The organism is Peribacillus sp. NPDC096448 (assembly GCF_044762675.1).
Taxonomy (GTDB): domain Bacteria; phylum Bacillota; class Bacilli; order Bacillales; family DSM-1321; genus Peribacillus; species Peribacillus frigoritolerans_B.
The window spans coordinates 177,333-194,421 of sequence record NZ_JBIWEU010000007.1 but is presented as its reverse complement, the minus strand read 5'-3'; the positions used below and the strand labels follow the sequence as shown (position 1 = coordinate 194,421).

Here is a 17,089-nt window from a genome sequence, read left to right as displayed (position 1 = left end):
GAAAGCTATTGTCCTTTTTATTTGTTGTGTGCTATGAACCTATATAACTGTATTTTAAATTTTTTTTGCAGTTAAAACCGACTTGGTCTATAGGAGTAAACGAGTTAATTAATTTATGGTTCGAAATAAAATATTTAAACCCACTCGTTATACATAATAATCAACTAAGATAAGTTAATATCCCTTTGTGAGGTGGAAATCGTGCAACTTCAGGTAAGTAACAGTCCCTTTAATCAAGAGCAAGCAGAGCTCCTTAACAGCCTACTGCCAAGCTTGACAGAAACACAAAAAATTTGGTTGAGCGGTTATCTGACTGCATCTTTGTCAGTATCCAACACAAGTTCAGCCGACGTCCCGGTATTGGAAGCTCAAAGCGGCGGGAAGACAATATCAAAAGAGGTGACCATCCTGTATGGTTCACAGACGGGAAATGCTCAAGGGCTGGCAGAAAAAGCGGCGAGTAAGCTTGAGGGTAATGGCTTTCAGGTTACCATTTCATCCATGAGTGACTTTAAAGTCAACAATTTGAAAAAAATCGAAAATCTTCTGATTGCCGTTAGCACGCATGGAGAAGGTGATCCGCCGGATAATGCATTGTCTTTCCATGAGTACCTTCATGGCAGGAGGGCACCAAGCCTTGAGGGTCTCCGCTTTTCGGTATTGGCGTTAGGGGACAGTTCATATGAGTTTTTCTGTGAAACGGGAAAACAATTCGATAAACGCTTGGAGGAACTTGGGGGGACACGGTTATTTCCGCGAATGGACTGTGACCTTGATTATGATGAGCCTGCTTCCGAATGGCTGGAAGGAGTCATTTCCAGTTTAAGTGAAGGGCAAGTCAATTCTGCTGCTGCAGTTCCCGCAGCAAAAACTTCTGTAGGTGACCAAACTTATTCGAGAACAAATCCGTTTAAAGCGGAAGTGTTGGAGAATATAAATTTGAACGGCCGTGGCTCCAATAAAGAGACACATCATCTTGAGTTATCTCTTGAAGGCTCAGGTCTTACATTCGAACCAGGTGACAGCCTTGGTATTTATCCGAAAAACGATTCGGATTTAGTGGATATGCTTCTTATGGAACTAGATTGGGACCCTGAAGAAACCGTAAAGATCAATAAGCAGGGAGAACTTCGTCAGCTTAGGGAATCGCTCATCTCCGACTTTGAAATAACGGTATTGACAAAATCGCTCATTGAACAAGCGGCACTGCTTTCAGGTAACGAGGATTTAAAGGAGCTTGTAAAGCCTGGTAATGAAGAAAGATTAAAAGAATATCGAGAAGGCCGTGATTTGCTTGATTTTGTCCGCGATTTTGGTTCATGGGGTGAATCGGCGCAAGAGTTCGTATCAATTCTCCGGAAAATGCCAGCCCGTCTATATTCGATTGCGAGTAGCTTATCCGCATATCCGGATGAAGTGCATTTGACAATCGGAGCTGTCCGGTATGAAAGTCACGGTCGAGAAAGAAAAGGTGTCTGCTCGATTTTATGTGCGGACAGATTACAGCCAGGGGACTTGCTGCCCATTTACATTCAGCATAACCAGAACTTTAAGCAGCCAAAGAACCCAGACACGCCAATTATCATGGTTGGACCAGGAACGGGCATTGCTCCGTTTAGATCCTTTATCCAGGATCGCGAAGAATCGGAAGCGAAAGGGAAAACGTGGCTCTTTTTCGGCGATCAGCATTTCGTGACGGATTTCCTATATCAAACTGAATGGCAAAAGTGGTTGGAAACAGGTGTACTTACGAAAATGGATGTTGCCTTTTCACGCGATACTGATGAAAAAGTGTATGTTCAAAACCGGATGCGCGAGCAAAGTAAGGAATTATACGAATGGATTCAAGAAGGGGCAGCTATATACATTTGCGGTGACGAGAAAAACATGGCACATGATGTCCATAACACGCTTATTGAGATCATTGAGAAAGAAGGCAATATGAGCCATGCTAATGCGCAAGCTTATCTTGAAGAAATGCAACAGAATAAACGCTATCAACGTGATGTGTACTGAAATTTGAAGAAAAGGAGAGTTAACAACATGGTGAACCCACTATTGAAAGCACCAGCAGGCCCGCCTAGTGATGTTGAGCAAATTAAAGAAAGAAGCGATTATTTGCGAGGTACACTCGGAAAAGTGATGCAGGATCGGATTAGCGCCGGTATTCCGGATGATGACAATCGACTGATGAAACACCACGGCAGCTATTTGCAGGATGATCGGGATCTACGTAATGAGCGTCAAAAACAAAAACTGGAGCCTGCCTATCAGTTTATGTTACGTGTCCGCATGGCCGGCGGGGTTGCACAGCCTTCTCAATGGCTTGTTATGGATGACCTTGCTCAGAAATACGGTAACGGAACCTTGAAATTGACAACAAGGCAGACGTTTCAAATGCATGGTATTTTAAAATGGAATATGAAAAAAACCATTCAGGAAATCCATGCTTCCATGTTGGACACAATCGCTGCATGCGGAGATGTAAACCGGAACGTAATGTGCAATTCGATTCCATTTCAATCTGAAATCCATTCCGAAGTATATGAATGGTCGAAAAAATTGAGTGATTATCTATTGCCGCGCACAAGGGCGTACCATGAAATCTGGCTGGATGAAGAAAAAGTTGTCGGTACTCCGGAATTGGAGGAAGTCGAACCAATGTACGGCAAGCTTTATTTGCCAAGGAAGTTTAAAATAGGCATTGCCGTCCCTCCCTCCAATGACATTGATGTCTACTCCCAGGACCTTGGCTTCATTGCAATTGTTGAAAACGGAAAACTTGTTGGTTTTAATGTGGCGATCGGCGGCGGTATGGGAATGACCCACGGTGACAAGGCGACATATCCTCAACTAGCCAAGGTAATCGGCTTTTGCCAGCAAGACAAAATACTGGATGTGGCTGAGAAAATCATTATGATCCAGCGCGATTACGGAAACCGATCCGTACGGAAAAATGCCCGGTTCAAGTATACGGTTGACAGGCTTGGGCTCGAACCGGTAAAAGCTGAACTGGAAAATCGTCTAGGGTGGAAGCTGGAGGAAGCGAGAAGTTATCATTTTGATAATAATGGAGACCGCTATGGATGGGTAAAAGGCATGCGGGATAAATGGCATTTTACACTATTTGTCGAGGGTGGCAGAATTGCCGATTTCAATGATTACAAGCTGATGACCGGTTTGCGCGAAATCGCAAAGATCCATACTGGTGATTTCCGTTTAACTGCCAATCAAAACCTGATCATTGCAGATGTGTCAAGCCAGAAAAAGAAAAAGATCATGGAATTGCTTGAAACATACGGTTTGACGGATGGTGCACATCATTCGGCGCTCAGACGCAGCTCGATTGCATGCGTGGCGCTTCCAACATGCGGGTTGGCAATGGCCGAAGCTGAGCGTTATTTACCGGTTCTGATTGATAAAATCGAGGCCATCGTTGATGAAAACGGCCTGAGGAACGAAGAAATCACGATACGCATGACTGGTTGCCCGAATGGCTGTGCCCGGCATGCACTTGGTGAAATTGGTTTTATCGGTAAGGGACCTGGTAAATATAATATGTATCTTGGTGCTGCTTTCGACGGAAGCCGATTAAGTAAAATGTACCGTGAAAACATCGGTGAAGAAGAGATATTAAACGAGTTGCGTGTACTTCTTTCACGTTATGCAAAAGAACGTCAGCAAGGAGAGCATTTCGGGGACTTTGTCATCAATGCTGGCATTGTTAAAGAAGTGACGGATGGTATGAATTTTCATGATTGATTAAATCGAAGAGAGACAGGAATATTTTCCTGTCTCTTTTTGACGACAATAAAAGTTCGGAATGATTTAACCTTGAATCTAAAGGAAAACTTGATTTTCCTGCATGTTTTTTTACTTAATTATATGTCTGAAACCCTCTCTATATTGAAGGAATTTGCGACACTCCTGCCGAATAACTGGCTAGCCGAGACCCCACAGCCGCTTCCGGAGAGGAGGCTTGGCAGACAGCCGGCGGAAAGGGAGCGGATTTCTGAAATCAGCTGGAACTTTTTTAACAGAAAAATTCGAAGGTAAAATGGTTCTTCACTATTTTGTCTACAGTCTGAGATCGGGAATAACTTCCTGCATCTTTTCTATTAAAATGGTTTTCGGAGTGCAAAGATAACTATACCTGGAACACCGATATTTTGATGATATAGATTCACTACTTTCGTCTAACTTTTTTATTTTAACTTACCCTTATTTTTATAAGCTACTTCTGCTTCAATCTCAATGAGATAATCCGGGGAAACCAGACTTTGCACCCCTACTGTAGAACGAGCTGTTTTCACTGGATTTTCTTTTGTATTAAAGAACAAAGCATAGGCATCAAACCAACCTTGATAGTCTGGTTTATCCCCTTTGTTTGGATCAGGCGCGACATATACACGCAGATAGGTTACATCAGCGAGTGAAAGTCCTTTTGTTTTCAAATCTGCTTTTAATTTCGCTAAGATACCGATTGCCTGTTTTTCTGTATTGCCATATCTTTCATAAGTTGATTTTCCATCCTTGTTTAAAAGAGGGGCTACTGTTCCGCTAAACAATAACCGGTCATAACTTTGAGGCACAGCAACTGAATTGGAAATCGCAGAAGTTGGGGAGCCAAAGAAAGTCACTTTATCCGATTCCATTTCATCTTTTTCGCTGCCAGCAGAAGTAAAAGTGAAACCTGCGATTAAACTTATACCTAATATTGAAGTAGTAATGATTGATTTCATAAATTTTTTCATAAAGTCAGCTCCTGTTATCTATGTATCAACGATAGGTAGATGAATCGGATTCATTTATCCTGCTTTGCAAGGGACTTTACTTTCTATTAATAATTCTGCATGACGGCTAACCACAATTCTTTCTGTTTCAAAAGCACCCGCCAGCCATCCAGTTAAATAACTGAGCTGTTCATCAGCAATTTAATGGGAAAGTAGTTTTTGCGATCAGGCAAAGAATAATAAATGGCCTATCGACAATTTATTATTCTGAAACCCCGGTTTGAATGATGTTAACTTGGGTTTCTACATTAATGTCCATTTCCGGATAAATCTTTTTCCAATGTTCATAGGTCATTTTTTTATTTTTGGCGTGATATTTTTCCTTCAGGCCAATCGGATCAAGGGATTTTTTTTGAAAATCTTTCATAAGTCGGTTTACTTTCTTGGTTAAATCAGCTTCCATTTCCTTTTCAATTTTTTTTATCATCTTTCTATTGGTTAGGTTTTCACTGCGCATGGATTCCTTGATTTGTCCTTTAATTTTGATCTTAATCGTGATCGAGGGATTTCTCTCTGAGCCGGATATCTCATAACTTGAACCGCTTCGGATACTTTCCACTACGATATCGCTTTCGTTCTTGTCTTTAAATTTGAATTTGTATATTCCCCTCCTATGATGTTGAACTAATGTTTTGAAAATGAACATATCATCCGTGGGGACTTTACTGACCATCTTATTTTCATGAAAAAGGGCGACTCCAGAAACCGAAACTTCATTATTAATTAATTTAAATAAAGGAAGATACGAATCGCCGCCAGCTTCTAGAGAGTTTCCTAAAAAAAGATGGAGATTAGTTTCCGGTCCGTTCCCTGTTTCTATTTGTTGATTGATCAAATCTGATAAAAAGATTCCAATATTCACATTCTTATTTGGTGGTTTCGAATTTATGACATTCTTGACCTTTCCTTCAACGATGGCCAATATGACCCTGTTTCCAAGTTGTGGTTCACGATAGAGATAATCAGTCAGTTCTGTCATTCCGATTTCACGAACCATTTTCTCGCTGAATAAAATGATGCGTGTCTGTCCAAGCAATACCGGCTTATCCGCTTTTTTGGAAACGACAGCCTGGACATCACTCGTTGTCGTCGATGTTCCGCTTAAGATTTGATATTTACCCATCTTGTCCTGCTGGAAGATAGGGATGACGAACATTCCTTCGACATTATCATTCTTCAGTATATCGTAGCCAATGGCTTGGGACATATTGACTTCGTCAACCACTCTTGGCTGGGCGCAGCTGCAAAGCAGCGGAAAAATCAAGATAACAAGAAATAATTTTCTCATAAACGTTTCCTCATTTTCTTTATATAGATGATGACCAAAAGAAGAGGCAAGTATAAAACAAGGAAGAACACTCCGTATGGATTGATTATTTTATCCAATATATATAGGGAATCGATATCAAAAACGAATATATTTGTTATCAGGATAATAATCGACATCCCCCATAATGGATACTTTTGCTGAACATTGAACAAGCGCTTGAAACCTCGGCTTGCTGACCACAAGGCGATGGTCATGTTGGGTATGATAACGATGGCCCACCAAGAAACATCTATATATTCAAATCGCTGGATAAAGGGCAATTCGACAATGCTGGTCAGTGATAGTGTCGGCCATATAGTCAGTTCCAACTGTTTATGTGAATAAAAAACAAGTGAAACCAAATAAACGAATACGGTCATTAATGTTGTCGTTAAGGCCCCACCATGGGCATATTTTTGTGAAGTTTTAGCATCTTTGATGAACGGATAATACATTACGATCATTTCAGAACCAAGCAGCGTTAATGAAGTACTTTTTGTTCCTTTCAATATATCTAATAGAGTGTGGTGGAAAACAGGAAGCAAATTGGTGAAATCAGAGTATTTCATGGCATAGAATAGGACAAATAAAAGCCAGTATGTCAAAAGGACGCTTAAAAAGGCAATACCCGTAATAGTACGGAATCCTCCCGTATGAATATAATAAATCAAAACCAGGAAGACCACTGAAAAAGCCCAAGTTGGTACCTCTTCAAACATCCATACATGTATGACATTTATATAGCTGATCATGACTGTCATCCCGAGGAAAAAAAAGTAAAGAATGAATAATAGACTGAAGAAATTCCCTATCCATTTACCGAATGCTTGATTATTTGCAGAAATGATATCCCCAGGAACGATACTGAAAATTTTATATATGATCCAAATCATTATATGGACGATCAGGCCGGCCAGTAGTATCGAAATCCAGCCATCTGTTCCCGTTGTCTTCGCTAAAACTCTTTGAAAACTTAAAACGCCTACTCCCGTTTGCATGGAATGCACTAAAAAAAACACATAGAACGGTGACACTTTATACTTTTCATTAACTCCAGCTTGGTTCATATAGGACCCTCATTGGTATCATTCATTAAAATCATTTTTTTTGATTCTTGCTTTTTTGGGCTGTGGCTGTCTGGATATATCATCTGGACGTAAATTTATAGGCCGTGACTTGAAAAGATTAAAAGGAAGCCGAACAAAGCTGTCTTTCCAATCTTGCATGCGAAATGGGTATATCGGTTCAAGGTACGGGTGTCCCATTGACGTTAATTTGATAAGGTGGGTCATCAAAAATACGGCTGCTATGGTAATGCCAAGCAGCCCCCAAATTTGGGCCCCGATTAAAAAGGGGAACCGCAAAAGCCGAATGGCATTCCCCATTTTATAAATGGGAGTAACAAATGATGCCAATGCCGAGAGGGCAACGATGATCAATAAGATATTACTGGTCAAACCAGCTACAACGGCGGCTTGACCAATAACGATACCGCCGACGATACCTAATGTCTGACCTACCTTTGTTGGCAGCCTGGCAGCCGCTTCCCGTAATAGCTCAATGGAAATCTCCAAGAATAATGCTTCGATCAATGGCTGAAAAGGGATTAAGTTCCTTGAAGAGACGATCGTTTCCAAAAGATCTTTAGGAATCAGTTCATAGTGATAGGTCAGCACGGCTACATAAATGGGAGTGGCAAATATCGAAAAAGCGACCGCGAATATCCTTAATAAACGGAAAGCAGATGCCGGAATCCATGGCATATTATAATCTTCCATGGTGATAAAGTATTCCAACAAAATGGTTGGGGTAATGAGTACAGAGGACGACCTATCGATTAACAGGGCTACCTTGCCTTCAGCCAATGCACTAGCGATGCGATCAGGCCTTTCCGTATTAAGGAAAAGGGGAAACAAAGTATTTGAATTATCATATAGCATTTGCGCGAGATAGGACCCGTCCAATATTTCATCAAACTCTACGTCATTGATCCTTTGGATAACATTATTAACATTTTCCTGATCAACGATCCCTTCTATCGATAAAACTGCCACTTTCGTTTTAGACAAGGATCCCACAGTCATTTCATTTACTTGCAATTCAGGGATAGGCAGCCTTTTTCTGACTAAATTAAGATTGATATCAAGATCCTCGACAAATGCTTCTTGAGCACTTATGATTCCAAATTCAAGTTCAGGTTTCTCAACTTGTCTTCCTTGTTGGGCCGCAACATTGATTAAGAGGCATTCATCAAGATTTCCATCTAAACGAAGTGCAATTTCGCCTCTCAATATCCTTTCTTCGATTACAACCTTGGTACTGGTGATCAGTATATTTTCAATAGGTACTTTTTCTTTAATTTGCTCCAAATTTATCGTTTCCAGAGTCGGTATGACAGAAAGAACACTTTCATGAAGTACTTTTGCATCGATCAAAGAGCGATAAAAAGAGACCCAATAACCTACGCCATTATATGTTCCTTGATGGTTTATGAAATCATTGGATGAAGAAAGAGTATTGAATAGGTCCCTAACTTCTGAAACTTTATTTAATTCATCATTTTTTTCGTTTGGTTGATTGGGCTTTTTTTTGAACGTTCTGCGGTTAAACAATGTTGTCACCTCTGCACTAAAGCTTATTATCCTAGCATTTGCAATTTAATTACAAATTAACCATTTTGGATGTTAATGTTGCTCGTTTCATAGATGAATTTCATAAAAAATCCTTGGTTTAAAAGTCTGTCCCATATCCTGTTCGCATAAAAAAATTGAAACAAGAGGAAACTGAAAAAATAAAAACCCATTTAACCAAAAGGAGTTCACCATGAAAAGTAAACCCTTGCATATTAAATTGGATCAAAAGCAGGAAAATTTGAAATCTGAATTGGATATGCAGGATGATGTAGTATTTAAACAGATATTCATTCCCGGTTATGAAGTTTCGGGATTATTCGTATTTGTCAATGGAACGATGGATTACCCTGCATTCAATGAGATTGTTCTGGATTTATCGGCTGCCCAGGTTGAAACCAAGCATCCGGTTTCTATCGAACAGCTAGTCATTTCCAAAATCTGTTCAGTCAGGGAACAGGATGTTGAAACATATGAAACAGCCAAAGAGCATATTTTTGACGGTAAAACGCTTTTATTTATAGATGGAATGGTAAAAGGTTATGTCTTGAATCTGGAAAAGGAAAAAAACCGAACGTTTGGTGAACCTTCTACAGAGAGGGTTGTCCGGGGACCGAAAATGGGCTTTATCGAAAGTCTTCAGGAAAATATCGGCTTGATAAGGCAATATTCAAACCATCCGAAACTTATCGTCAAACAACAGAAGTTCGGGACGATGGAAAAACGGGAAGTTGCGTTGATTTATTATGAAGGAAAAGCAAGAGATTCATTGTTAAAAGAAGTGAATAAGCGGATAAATGAAGTGAAAGCTATTGATCTCCAAGACTCGGGGATGCTTGAGGAATTAATTGAAGATACAGCGTTAACCCCTTTTCCGCAAATCCAGAATACGGAGCGGCCGGATAAAGTATTGGCTGCATTGCAGGAGGGGAGGGTGGTCATCATGGTTGACGGTTCTCCATTTGCATTGATGGCACCTACGACGATTACGATGCTGCTGCAGTCACCGGATGATTATTATGAAAGATGGGTTGCAGGAACTTTTTTGCGTATACTTCGCTACTTTTCTTTATTTGTTACCGTTTTTCTTTCAGGGATTTATATATCCTTGGTCTCCTTCAATCCTGGATTGCTTCCGACAGAACTGGCTATGTCAATAGCAGGTACAAGGGAAAACGTCCCCTTTCCTCCTTTTGTAGAGGCAATCATCATGGAATTGACAATTGAACTGCTTCGCGAAGCAGGCATTCGGCTCCCGGCACCCATTGGGCAAACGGTTGGATTGGTTGGCGGAGTCATTATTGGACAAGCAGCCGTTCAAGCGAATTTAGTGAGTTCCCTGATGGTCATCATCGTTTCGATCACGACGATTACTTCGTTTACGGTACCACAATATAGCTTTGGACTGGCGTTCAGGGCATTAAGGTTCGGGGCGATGATTTTTGCAGCCGTTTTAGGTTTATACGGAACCACACTATTCTTTATCATCGTTATCAGCCATTTATCAAAATTGACCAGCTTTCAAGAACCTTATTTTCAACCTATGGATTTTTTCGGTAAAAAAACTTGGAAGGATGCGTTCCTGCGGTTACCGAAGCGGAAAAAAGGGGGGGATTCTCTTGGGCCAATCCGACGGCAAAATTCTTAGTGGGGAATTGGCAGCGATTATTTCATGCAGCATGTTAGGAATTGGGATGCTGACGCTTCCAAGGACGATAACGGAAAAAATCAATTCGTCCGATGGATGGATTGTCTTGATTTTAACTGGGATCGCAATTGCCCTTTTGATATGCCTATTGGTTGTACTGTTAAAAAAACATAAGGTCGCTGACTATTACACATACATGGAGGAGGCCTATGGAAAGTGGCTCTCCAAACTTATTGGGTTGGTCGTGGTGGTGTACTTTATAGGCGTGGCCAGCTTTGAAGTTCTTGCGATGAGTGAAATGGTCCGCTTTTATTTGTTGGAGGAAACCCCGGTTGAGATCGTGATACTTTCCTTGATCTTAGCGAGCGTGCATCTTTTGACAGGTAAAATTAAAGCCATAGCAAAAGCATGTGTCTTTTTTCTTCCTTTGACAATCGTCATCGTCTTGCTCATTTATTTGTTCAGTCTCAGGGTGGTCGAGTTAAAAAATCTCCAGCCTGTTCTTGCTAAAGGATTTCTCCCTGTCATGAAAGGAATGGGCTCCGGAACTTTGTCTTTTTTTGGAATTGAACTTTTCATCTTTTTGTTTGGCGTCGTTAAAAATCAAAACAAAGTAAAAAGTGGCGCTTTAATCGGTTTTTTCATACCGCTGATATTATATATAATTACATATGTTCTGGTAGTGGCTACACTGACTGTTCCGGAAGTCATTGCAGTTACTTGGCCAACCATTTCATTTATTCAGTCCTATGAAGTAACAGGCATATTTTTAGAGCGTATGGAACTATTTCTCTTAATAACTTGGATTCTTCAGTTTTTTTTAACACATGCGATTTACTATTACTTCGCAGCAGAAGGGATGACGAAAATATTTAGTAATTCATATACAACGAATCTTATTGTTTTGGTTCCAATCGTTTTTTTTCTGGCCAAAATCCCTAAAGACATACTTGAAATTTTTAAAATGAGCGATTTGCTTGGATATCTATTTCCGGTTATATTGATTGGCTTGCCAATTATTACATTCCTAATCGTTCAAGTGAAAAGGAGCAGAAGAAGCGGATGAAAAGATTATGGTTGGTCTTGCTTATTGCTTTACTTACAGGCTGTTGGGACAGTGAAAATATTGAAGAGTTATCCCTTGTCGTGGGAGTGGGGATCGATAAAAGCAAAAAGAAAGACGAAATCATGTTAACACAGCAAATTTTGGTCCCTCCAGGAAATGGTGTTCAAGAGAATCAGGCCCAACTCAAATATAAAAATGTTACCGTCAGTGCTAAAACGCTGCATGAAGCAATTAGGGATTCTTTGCTCATAACCAATACGGTATTAACCAATCATCAGCGCATCATGCTCATTAATGAAGATTTATTAAGGAAAATCCCGATGGAAGCGATCATTAATCAGTCAATACGCGATAATAATACAAGGAGAAGCTGTCATGTTTATTTAACGAAAAGACCGACGAAAGAAATTTTGAGACTATCCGTCGATGGGGAGATTCCTTCGAATGTAATCTATGAATTGAAAGATAATGAGAACAGAACGAATAAAATACTTCCGCCTTTAACACTGGGCAAAGCATCATCAAATTTGCAGTCAGATGGAAGCTTTGCCATTCAGACCGTTGATATTAGGGGAGGGAAATTAATTTTGAAGGGGGCAGGGGTGATCAACAATTCAAAGTTGGTCGCGGTCATGAATGATGAGGATATTGCTGCATTAAATTGGTTGAACGGAGAGGTAAAGGGCGGTGTAATCGAAGCGGTCCAACACGGTGAGCCTTTAAGTGTTGAAATAATTAATAGGATAAGAAGGAAAATCACGACGGAATTGAACGGTGATCATTTGACGATCAATATTGAGGTCGGGTACACAGGAAGACTTTCGGAAGATTGGTATGGTAAGGAGAATTCTTTTGAAAAAGCCTATTTAAAAGAGATTGAGCATATTGCCGAGGCTAAAGTGAAAAAGGATGTCAAGAAAATCGTATACAAATTACAGCATGAATATAAAACAGGGGTAGCGGGATTGTATCGTTATGTGGAAAATCAGCATCCAAAGTTTTGGGAGAAAAATAAGCAGAAATGGGACGAAATTTTAAGTAATGCTGACATTAATTATGAAGTGAATATTAGGGTCATAGACATCGGTTCAAAAGGGGGGATAAAGTGAATGGTCATAAGAAAACCTTCCAAATCGGAAGGTTTTGTTGTCAATGTTGTTAAGTTAAATAGCCATAGAAATGGTCCATTCATGGATCACCGTATGTTCTAGGCAGATTCGTCACTTCATGTGCAACCCTGATGCCGGATTGAATGGCTCCTTCAATCCATGCTGGTACGGTTGAAGTATGCTCACCAGCGAAGTGGACCCTTCCTTCAGGTGTTGGGATGTATGGAAACAAGTCCGTTTCCTGACCAGGTTTAAACATGGAGAAAGCACCGTATGAATACTGATTCAGTGTCCAGCTATAAGAAGCCCCTGATAAAAAATGATCATACACTTGTTTTCCATGAATCACTGCCAAATTTTTCAATGCGTGTTGTATACGGTCTTTTTCCGGGAGTATATCCCATAATGTGGCATCATCTTCCCATGTATAACTTGCTAAGATGAGACCGGATTCACTCTGGTTGCTCGTTTGGCTGGGGTAATAAGAAAATCTAATGGGTAAATCGGTCGTCAGTTTACCGCCGAAGATTCCTTCCTTTTCCCAAAACCTATGAGTGAATTGAAGCCCGATTTTAGTGGACGCAGCATAATGGAGTTCCCTTATTGCCCTCCACTTATTATAGGAAAAGGAGTTCCTGGGTTCTATATCTATGAATTGCAACAATTGAAGAGGGATCGTCACGATGGCAATGTCACCGGTAACCGTTAAGGGGTTTTGGCTTTGAGTATGTTTGGAGTGGATGGTGACTTGATTATCATGTTGAACGATCTTTGTCACTTCATATCTGAAGTTTAAATTATCCTTCAATTCCGGTAGAAAAGCATAAGGAAGTCGGTCGTTTCCACCTTCGATTGCAAAAAAATTCACGTCTGGATTAAAGAGCGGCATAAGTTCCCGAAGTATGGCCGGAAAAGAAAGTTCCGGGAATCCTTCTAAACCCATCAGGACCTTGATGCTTTCAATCGCCCCTGTAGATAGACTGACCCCGACTGGATTGTACTGTAAAAAGAAGCTCATGGAGTATTTATCAAACTCTTTAATGACTATTTCCCAATTTCTACGTGGGTTTTGAATGATGAAGTCAGTCACAGGCTTAATTGCCATGTTGAGTAATTCTTCTGCTGTTTTACCTCTTTCATGGGGAGCTACAGGGTATCTCAATATATCCGGGTTCCGTTGATATATGGCAGCGGTCGTCTTGATTCCATTGGCATAAATGGGATCATTAGGAGTAGCATTTACAAAAGTGTTGACACGTAAACCATACTTCTTGATGTATTCAGCAACTAAGTAATGATAATTCGGAATGCGCATGGCACCGGCTTCAAGGTAGGAACCTTCAGAAAATGGCTCCCGTATAGTCAAAACACGCCCTCCGACCCGCCCGGTTGCTTCAAATATCGTTACATCGTGCCCCGCTTGTTTTAACAGGGATGCTGCAACCAACCCAGACATGCCGGCACCAATGATAATGATTTTTTTGGGGACCTGGGAAGGCCCCAGGCCATTTCTGATAACAGCAAGCATTTGATCGGGTGAAAGCGGATCTTTGAAAAAGGACAAAGGGTTTTTCTCCTCTCTTGTTACACTTTCTATATGGGATTTAAGCTATCTTATTCCGATTGGGTCACCATTTATGAAGGATCTTCAATAATTTGTCATGATTGATTATTGCTATCGTATTCCTCTAGGTTTATCCTTTATGTGGAATGCTCAAATATTAGATAATTTAATAGTGCAGAAGATGAATATGCTGATTTATTGTTAAAAGATGATGCCATTTTTTTCGGAAGCTAACTATCTAAGACTACGATTTATGATGGAGCCGAATTTAGAAAGTTAGAGAAGCAGTGTCCAGCTTTTTTTGAACAATGGGATGAGATAACGAAGAATGCTATTCGCAAACTTATTTCGGAAAAAACTCACCAATCTATATAAATCAAGAAAAGTTGATCAAGCAATAAAAAAGTGGCATTAATAACTGAGGCAATTATCGTACTTTGTCCTTTGAAACCAAACGCTTTATTAGCATAACAATTGGAGTTAGTATAGTTTCAAATATTTTAGCGAGTGCGCATAAAACAGTGTTAATGAAGTTAAAAGAGGTTTTAGGCTCCTGATCTATGAATTAATGGGATATCCCAATTCTCATCATTGTAAAAGTGCTAATTCCTGAATAAATAATAAAAAAACGCTATTCCATGATACAGTTTTTTAATTATAGTATTCCTTATTTCTATTACATAAAATCAATCGTTAGAAACATAGAGTGGAGTTTATTAGTTTTTATTTAAACATATTTGTTTTATGATTGTTTTAGAAGATGATACTGTATAAATCCTTATACTTTCTCATAAAATATATAATAAAAGGAGTTTATTATGATTAAAATGGAAGAAATTACCTCAGACAACTCCTTCACTATAGTGAAACCCTATACATCTTTAATGGATATGAAGAATAACTTTTTAAAGTATGATTTTGTAATCATTTCAGCGAAGGAATACTACATTGTTTCGAAGAATGAATGCAATTTCTTGGCATTAATGGATGATTCACTGTCTGTAATCGAGTGGATTGAAAAGGTAAAGTGGACTCCCTCTACCATTTCTACAATAGATGAACTTTCTATGTTACAAACTGATTGGAGCAGACCGGTCCTAATTAAAGATCCAGAAAAAGAAGGAATTAGTGGAATCATAACTGCAAACCAATGGGTTCAACTGCTGGAATTGAAAAATGAGGAGCTATCCGCATACTTTTCTACATTGGCGGAAACCATTAATGACGCAGTCACAGCTGTGGATCAAGAGGGGAAAGTTATCTGCTGGAATACCGTTGCTGAGGGAACATACAGCATTAAACGTGAAAATATCCTTGGTCAAAAGATTGGCGAGCATTTTCAATCAGAGTCTATTATATTACATCGTATATTAAATGAGGGACGTCCCGTTCGTGGGGCTTACCATCGCCCTAATAATGATAATCACGTATTAGTAAATGCCTCCCCCGTTATAAAGGATAATACAGTTATTGGAGGCATTGCAACGGAACATGATATTACTCAAATTGTTCGTTTGAACGAGGAACTTGATTCTTCGTTACCATTACTTATCCATCAGGACAACCCTTTTTCCTCTATTATTGGAGTAAATGTAGAAATTCAAAAGGCCGTGAAGGTAGCGCAAAAAGTTGCCTACGCGGACATTCCGGTTCTGTTAACCGGAGAACCAGGTTCAGGAAAAGAGATGTTAGCACAAGCTATTCATTACGGCGGTTCTAAGCGTACCGGCCCTTTTGTATCTATTAATTGTTCAGCCATTCCTTCCACTCTTTTAGAGATTGAATTATTTGGATATCAAAAAGGAGTTTTTACAGCAGATAAGAAGACTGGGAAAAATGGAAAAATTGAACAATCACATAATGGAACTTTATTTATTGAAGAAATTGATAAAATGCCATTGGACATTCAAGAAAAATTTCTACACTACTTAGAACATGGATCATTTTATCGTGTAGGTACAACGGAATTATTGACGACGCATACACGTGTAATTGCCTCTACATCTCAGGCGTTAGAAGCAATGGTAAAGGAAGGGAAATTCAACGAAAATCTTTATTATCGCTTAACTGTAATTAACATTGATATTCCTCCTTTGCGTGAAAGACCAGAAGATATTGTCAAATTAGTTGAACAGTTTGTGCAAGAGTTCAGTTCTAAGTATAAGAAACCAGTTCCGAAAATTGGATCGGAAGTTATAACTATTTTAGTTAACTATGAATGGCCAGGAAATGTCCGCGAGCTTCGGAATGTTGTGGAACGTGTTATCCTTCTGAATGATGAAAATATTATTAAAAGCAATCATCTTCAAAAAAACATAACCAGTAGCTATTATGTTCATAATGGCCATATCTCAGGCCCACAAGAAACATCATTTCAGGAAGAGGAAAAAGAAGAGTTATCCATGATTCAAGAAGCCTTAAGCAAGACATATGGAAACAAAAGTGCGGCTGCCAAATTACTCGGTATGTCCAGAGGAACACTCTATAATAAGATTAAAGAATACGGATTAAACTGATTTATTTTGCATTTTATTATGTCCCAGTTACGCTCTCTATCGAAACTTATGTTATCACCGATAATAAATTAAGATGAGGGCTAGTTTCTGAAAAGACTGCTTTGATAATATCCCCTTAAGGTAGACAGTGTAAACAGACCACAAACAATCGTGGATATTACACTACTACCTGGAGGGGATTTCATTATAGATAAAAAAGGAGAAAGTTCGAGAAATATTCAAAGGAAAAGAAAATGAAAGCTGTACAGATGTATTTGTATGGGGAAGGCAGCAATGAAACGAAGGGTTCCCAAATCAATTGAAAGGTATCGGAGTGTGATAATTATAAAGTACAGGCTGAAAAAAAGCGTATAAGAGACGTTAGATGGTTTTATCCCAAAAAAGGGATGTATACAGAACCATTTTCCATTCGGATCAAGGCTTCTAATAAACATCCCATGCATACAATCTACTA

General features: G+C 39.5%; 12 protein-coding genes. 7 read left to right on the top strand and 5 right to left on the bottom strand.

Going from position 1 to position 17,089, the window contains the following annotated elements; translation table 11 throughout:
- Nucleotides 1–201: 201 nt before the first annotated feature.
- The 3 genes from ACIQ0C_RS14235 (at nt 202) to ACIQ0C_RS14225 (ending at nt 4,056) form a co-directional block, all read left to right on the top strand.
- Nucleotides 202–2,016: an assimilatory sulfite reductase (NADPH) flavoprotein subunit gene (locus ACIQ0C_RS14235; RefSeq protein ID WP_403060951.1), complete on the top strand. Its 1,815-nt coding sequence runs from the start codon at nt 202–204 to the stop codon at nt 2,014–2,016.
- Nucleotides 2,017–2,043: 27 nt separating this feature from the next.
- Nucleotides 2,044–3,762, top strand: coding sequence for an assimilatory sulfite reductase (NADPH) hemoprotein subunit (gene cysI, locus ACIQ0C_RS14230; RefSeq protein ID WP_403060948.1), 1,719 nt, complete (start codon nt 2,044–2,046; stop codon nt 3,760–3,762).
- Nucleotides 3,763–3,834: 72 nt separating this feature from the next.
- Complete coding sequence (locus ACIQ0C_RS14225) at nt 3,835–4,056, top strand: hypothetical protein (protein ID WP_403060945.1); 222 nt, start codon at nt 3,835–3,837, stop codon at nt 4,054–4,056.
- 149 nt (nt 4,057–4,205) lie between these two features.
- Here the strand turns inward: ACIQ0C_RS14225 and ACIQ0C_RS14220 are convergent, their stop codons facing one another.
- The 4 genes from ACIQ0C_RS14220 to ACIQ0C_RS14205 form a co-directional block, all read right to left on the bottom strand.
- On the bottom strand, nt 4,206–4,754 hold the full coding sequence (locus tag ACIQ0C_RS14220; RefSeq protein ID WP_403060942.1) for a RidA family protein: 549 nt from the start codon (nt 4,752–4,754) through the stop codon (nt 4,206–4,208).
- Nucleotides 4,755–4,995: 241 nt separating this feature from the next.
- Nucleotides 4,996–6,081, bottom strand: coding sequence for a Ger(x)C family spore germination protein (locus tag ACIQ0C_RS14215; RefSeq protein ID WP_403060939.1), 1,086 nt, complete (start codon nt 6,079–6,081; stop codon nt 4,996–4,998).
- On the bottom strand, nt 6,078–7,169 hold the full coding sequence (locus ACIQ0C_RS14210) for a GerAB/ArcD/ProY family transporter (RefSeq protein ID WP_402841526.1): 1,092 nt from the start codon (nt 7,167–7,169) through the stop codon (nt 6,078–6,080). The genes ACIQ0C_RS14215 and ACIQ0C_RS14210 overlap by 4 nt, the downstream gene beginning before the upstream one ends.
- Before the next feature lie 18 nt (nt 7,170–7,187).
- The gene (locus tag ACIQ0C_RS14205) at nt 7,188–8,714 is read right to left on the bottom strand and encodes a spore germination protein (protein WP_403060936.1); all 1,527 of its coding nucleotides are present in this window, start codon (nt 8,712–8,714) and stop codon (nt 7,188–7,190) included.
- Nucleotides 8,715–8,925: 211 nt separating this feature from the next.
- On the opposite strand from ACIQ0C_RS14205, the gene ACIQ0C_RS14200 reads away from it, so the two are divergent.
- Genes ACIQ0C_RS14200 through ACIQ0C_RS14190 form a run of 3 tightly spaced genes read left to right on the top strand, consistent with a single transcriptional unit; the run spans nt 8,926 to nt 12,555 of the window.
- Nucleotides 8,926–10,380, top strand: coding sequence for a spore germination protein (locus ACIQ0C_RS14200; RefSeq protein WP_403060933.1), 1,455 nt, complete (start codon nt 8,926–8,928; stop codon nt 10,378–10,380).
- Complete coding sequence (locus ACIQ0C_RS14195) at nt 10,352–11,446, top strand: GerAB/ArcD/ProY family transporter (protein WP_403060930.1); 1,095 nt, start codon at nt 10,352–10,354, stop codon at nt 11,444–11,446. Before ACIQ0C_RS14200 ends, ACIQ0C_RS14195 begins: the two co-directional genes overlap by 29 nt.
- The gene (locus ACIQ0C_RS14190) at nt 11,443–12,555 is read left to right on the top strand and encodes a Ger(x)C family spore germination protein (protein WP_403060927.1); all 1,113 of its coding nucleotides are present in this window, start codon (nt 11,443–11,445) and stop codon (nt 12,553–12,555) included. Before ACIQ0C_RS14195 ends, ACIQ0C_RS14190 begins: the two co-directional genes overlap by 4 nt.
- A 79-nt stretch (nt 12,556–12,634) precedes the next feature.
- On the opposite strand, the gene ACIQ0C_RS14185 is transcribed toward ACIQ0C_RS14190, so the two are convergent.
- Nucleotides 12,635–14,083, bottom strand: a complete 1,449-nt coding sequence (locus tag ACIQ0C_RS14185) for a flavin monoamine oxidase family protein (protein ID WP_403061093.1) — start codon at nt 14,081–14,083, stop codon at nt 12,635–12,637.
- An 854-nt stretch (nt 14,084–14,937) separates the two neighbouring features.
- On the opposite strand from ACIQ0C_RS14185, the gene ACIQ0C_RS14180 reads away from it, so the two are divergent.
- Nucleotides 14,938–16,635 (top strand): sigma-54 interaction domain-containing protein, encoded by a 1,698-nt coding sequence (locus ACIQ0C_RS14180; RefSeq protein WP_403060924.1) that lies wholly within the window; start codon nt 14,938–14,940, stop codon nt 16,633–16,635.
- Nucleotides 16,636–17,089 lie beyond the last annotated feature (454 nt).

Excerpts from the sequence above, each read along its gene's own strand:
- cysI (WP_403060948.1), top strand. The coding sequence starts at position 2,044 with ATGGTGAACCCACTATTGAAAGCACCAGCAGGCCCGCCTAGTGATGTT.
- ACIQ0C_RS14220 (WP_403060942.1), bottom strand. The coding sequence starts at position 4,754 with ATGAAAAAATTTATGAAATCAATCATTACTACTTCAATATTAGGTATA.
- ACIQ0C_RS14215 (WP_403060939.1), bottom strand. The coding sequence starts at position 6,081 with ATGAGAAAATTATTTCTTGTTATCTTGATTTTTCCGCTGCTTTGCAGC.
- ACIQ0C_RS14210 (WP_402841526.1), bottom strand. The coding sequence starts at position 7,169 with ATGAACCAAGCTGGAGTTAATGAAAAGTATAAAGTGTCACCGTTCTAT.
- ACIQ0C_RS14200 (WP_403060933.1), top strand. The coding sequence starts at position 8,926 with ATGAAAAGTAAACCCTTGCATATTAAATTGGATCAAAAGCAGGAAAAT.
- ACIQ0C_RS14190 (WP_403060927.1), top strand. The coding sequence starts at position 11,443 with ATGAAAAGATTATGGTTGGTCTTGCTTATTGCTTTACTTACAGGCTGT.
- ACIQ0C_RS14185 (WP_403061093.1), bottom strand. The coding sequence starts at position 14,083 with ATGCTTGCTGTTATCAGAAATGGCCTGGGGCCTTCCCAGGTCCCCAAA.
- ACIQ0C_RS14180 (WP_403060924.1), top strand. The coding sequence starts at position 14,938 with ATGATTAAAATGGAAGAAATTACCTCAGACAACTCCTTCACTATAGTG.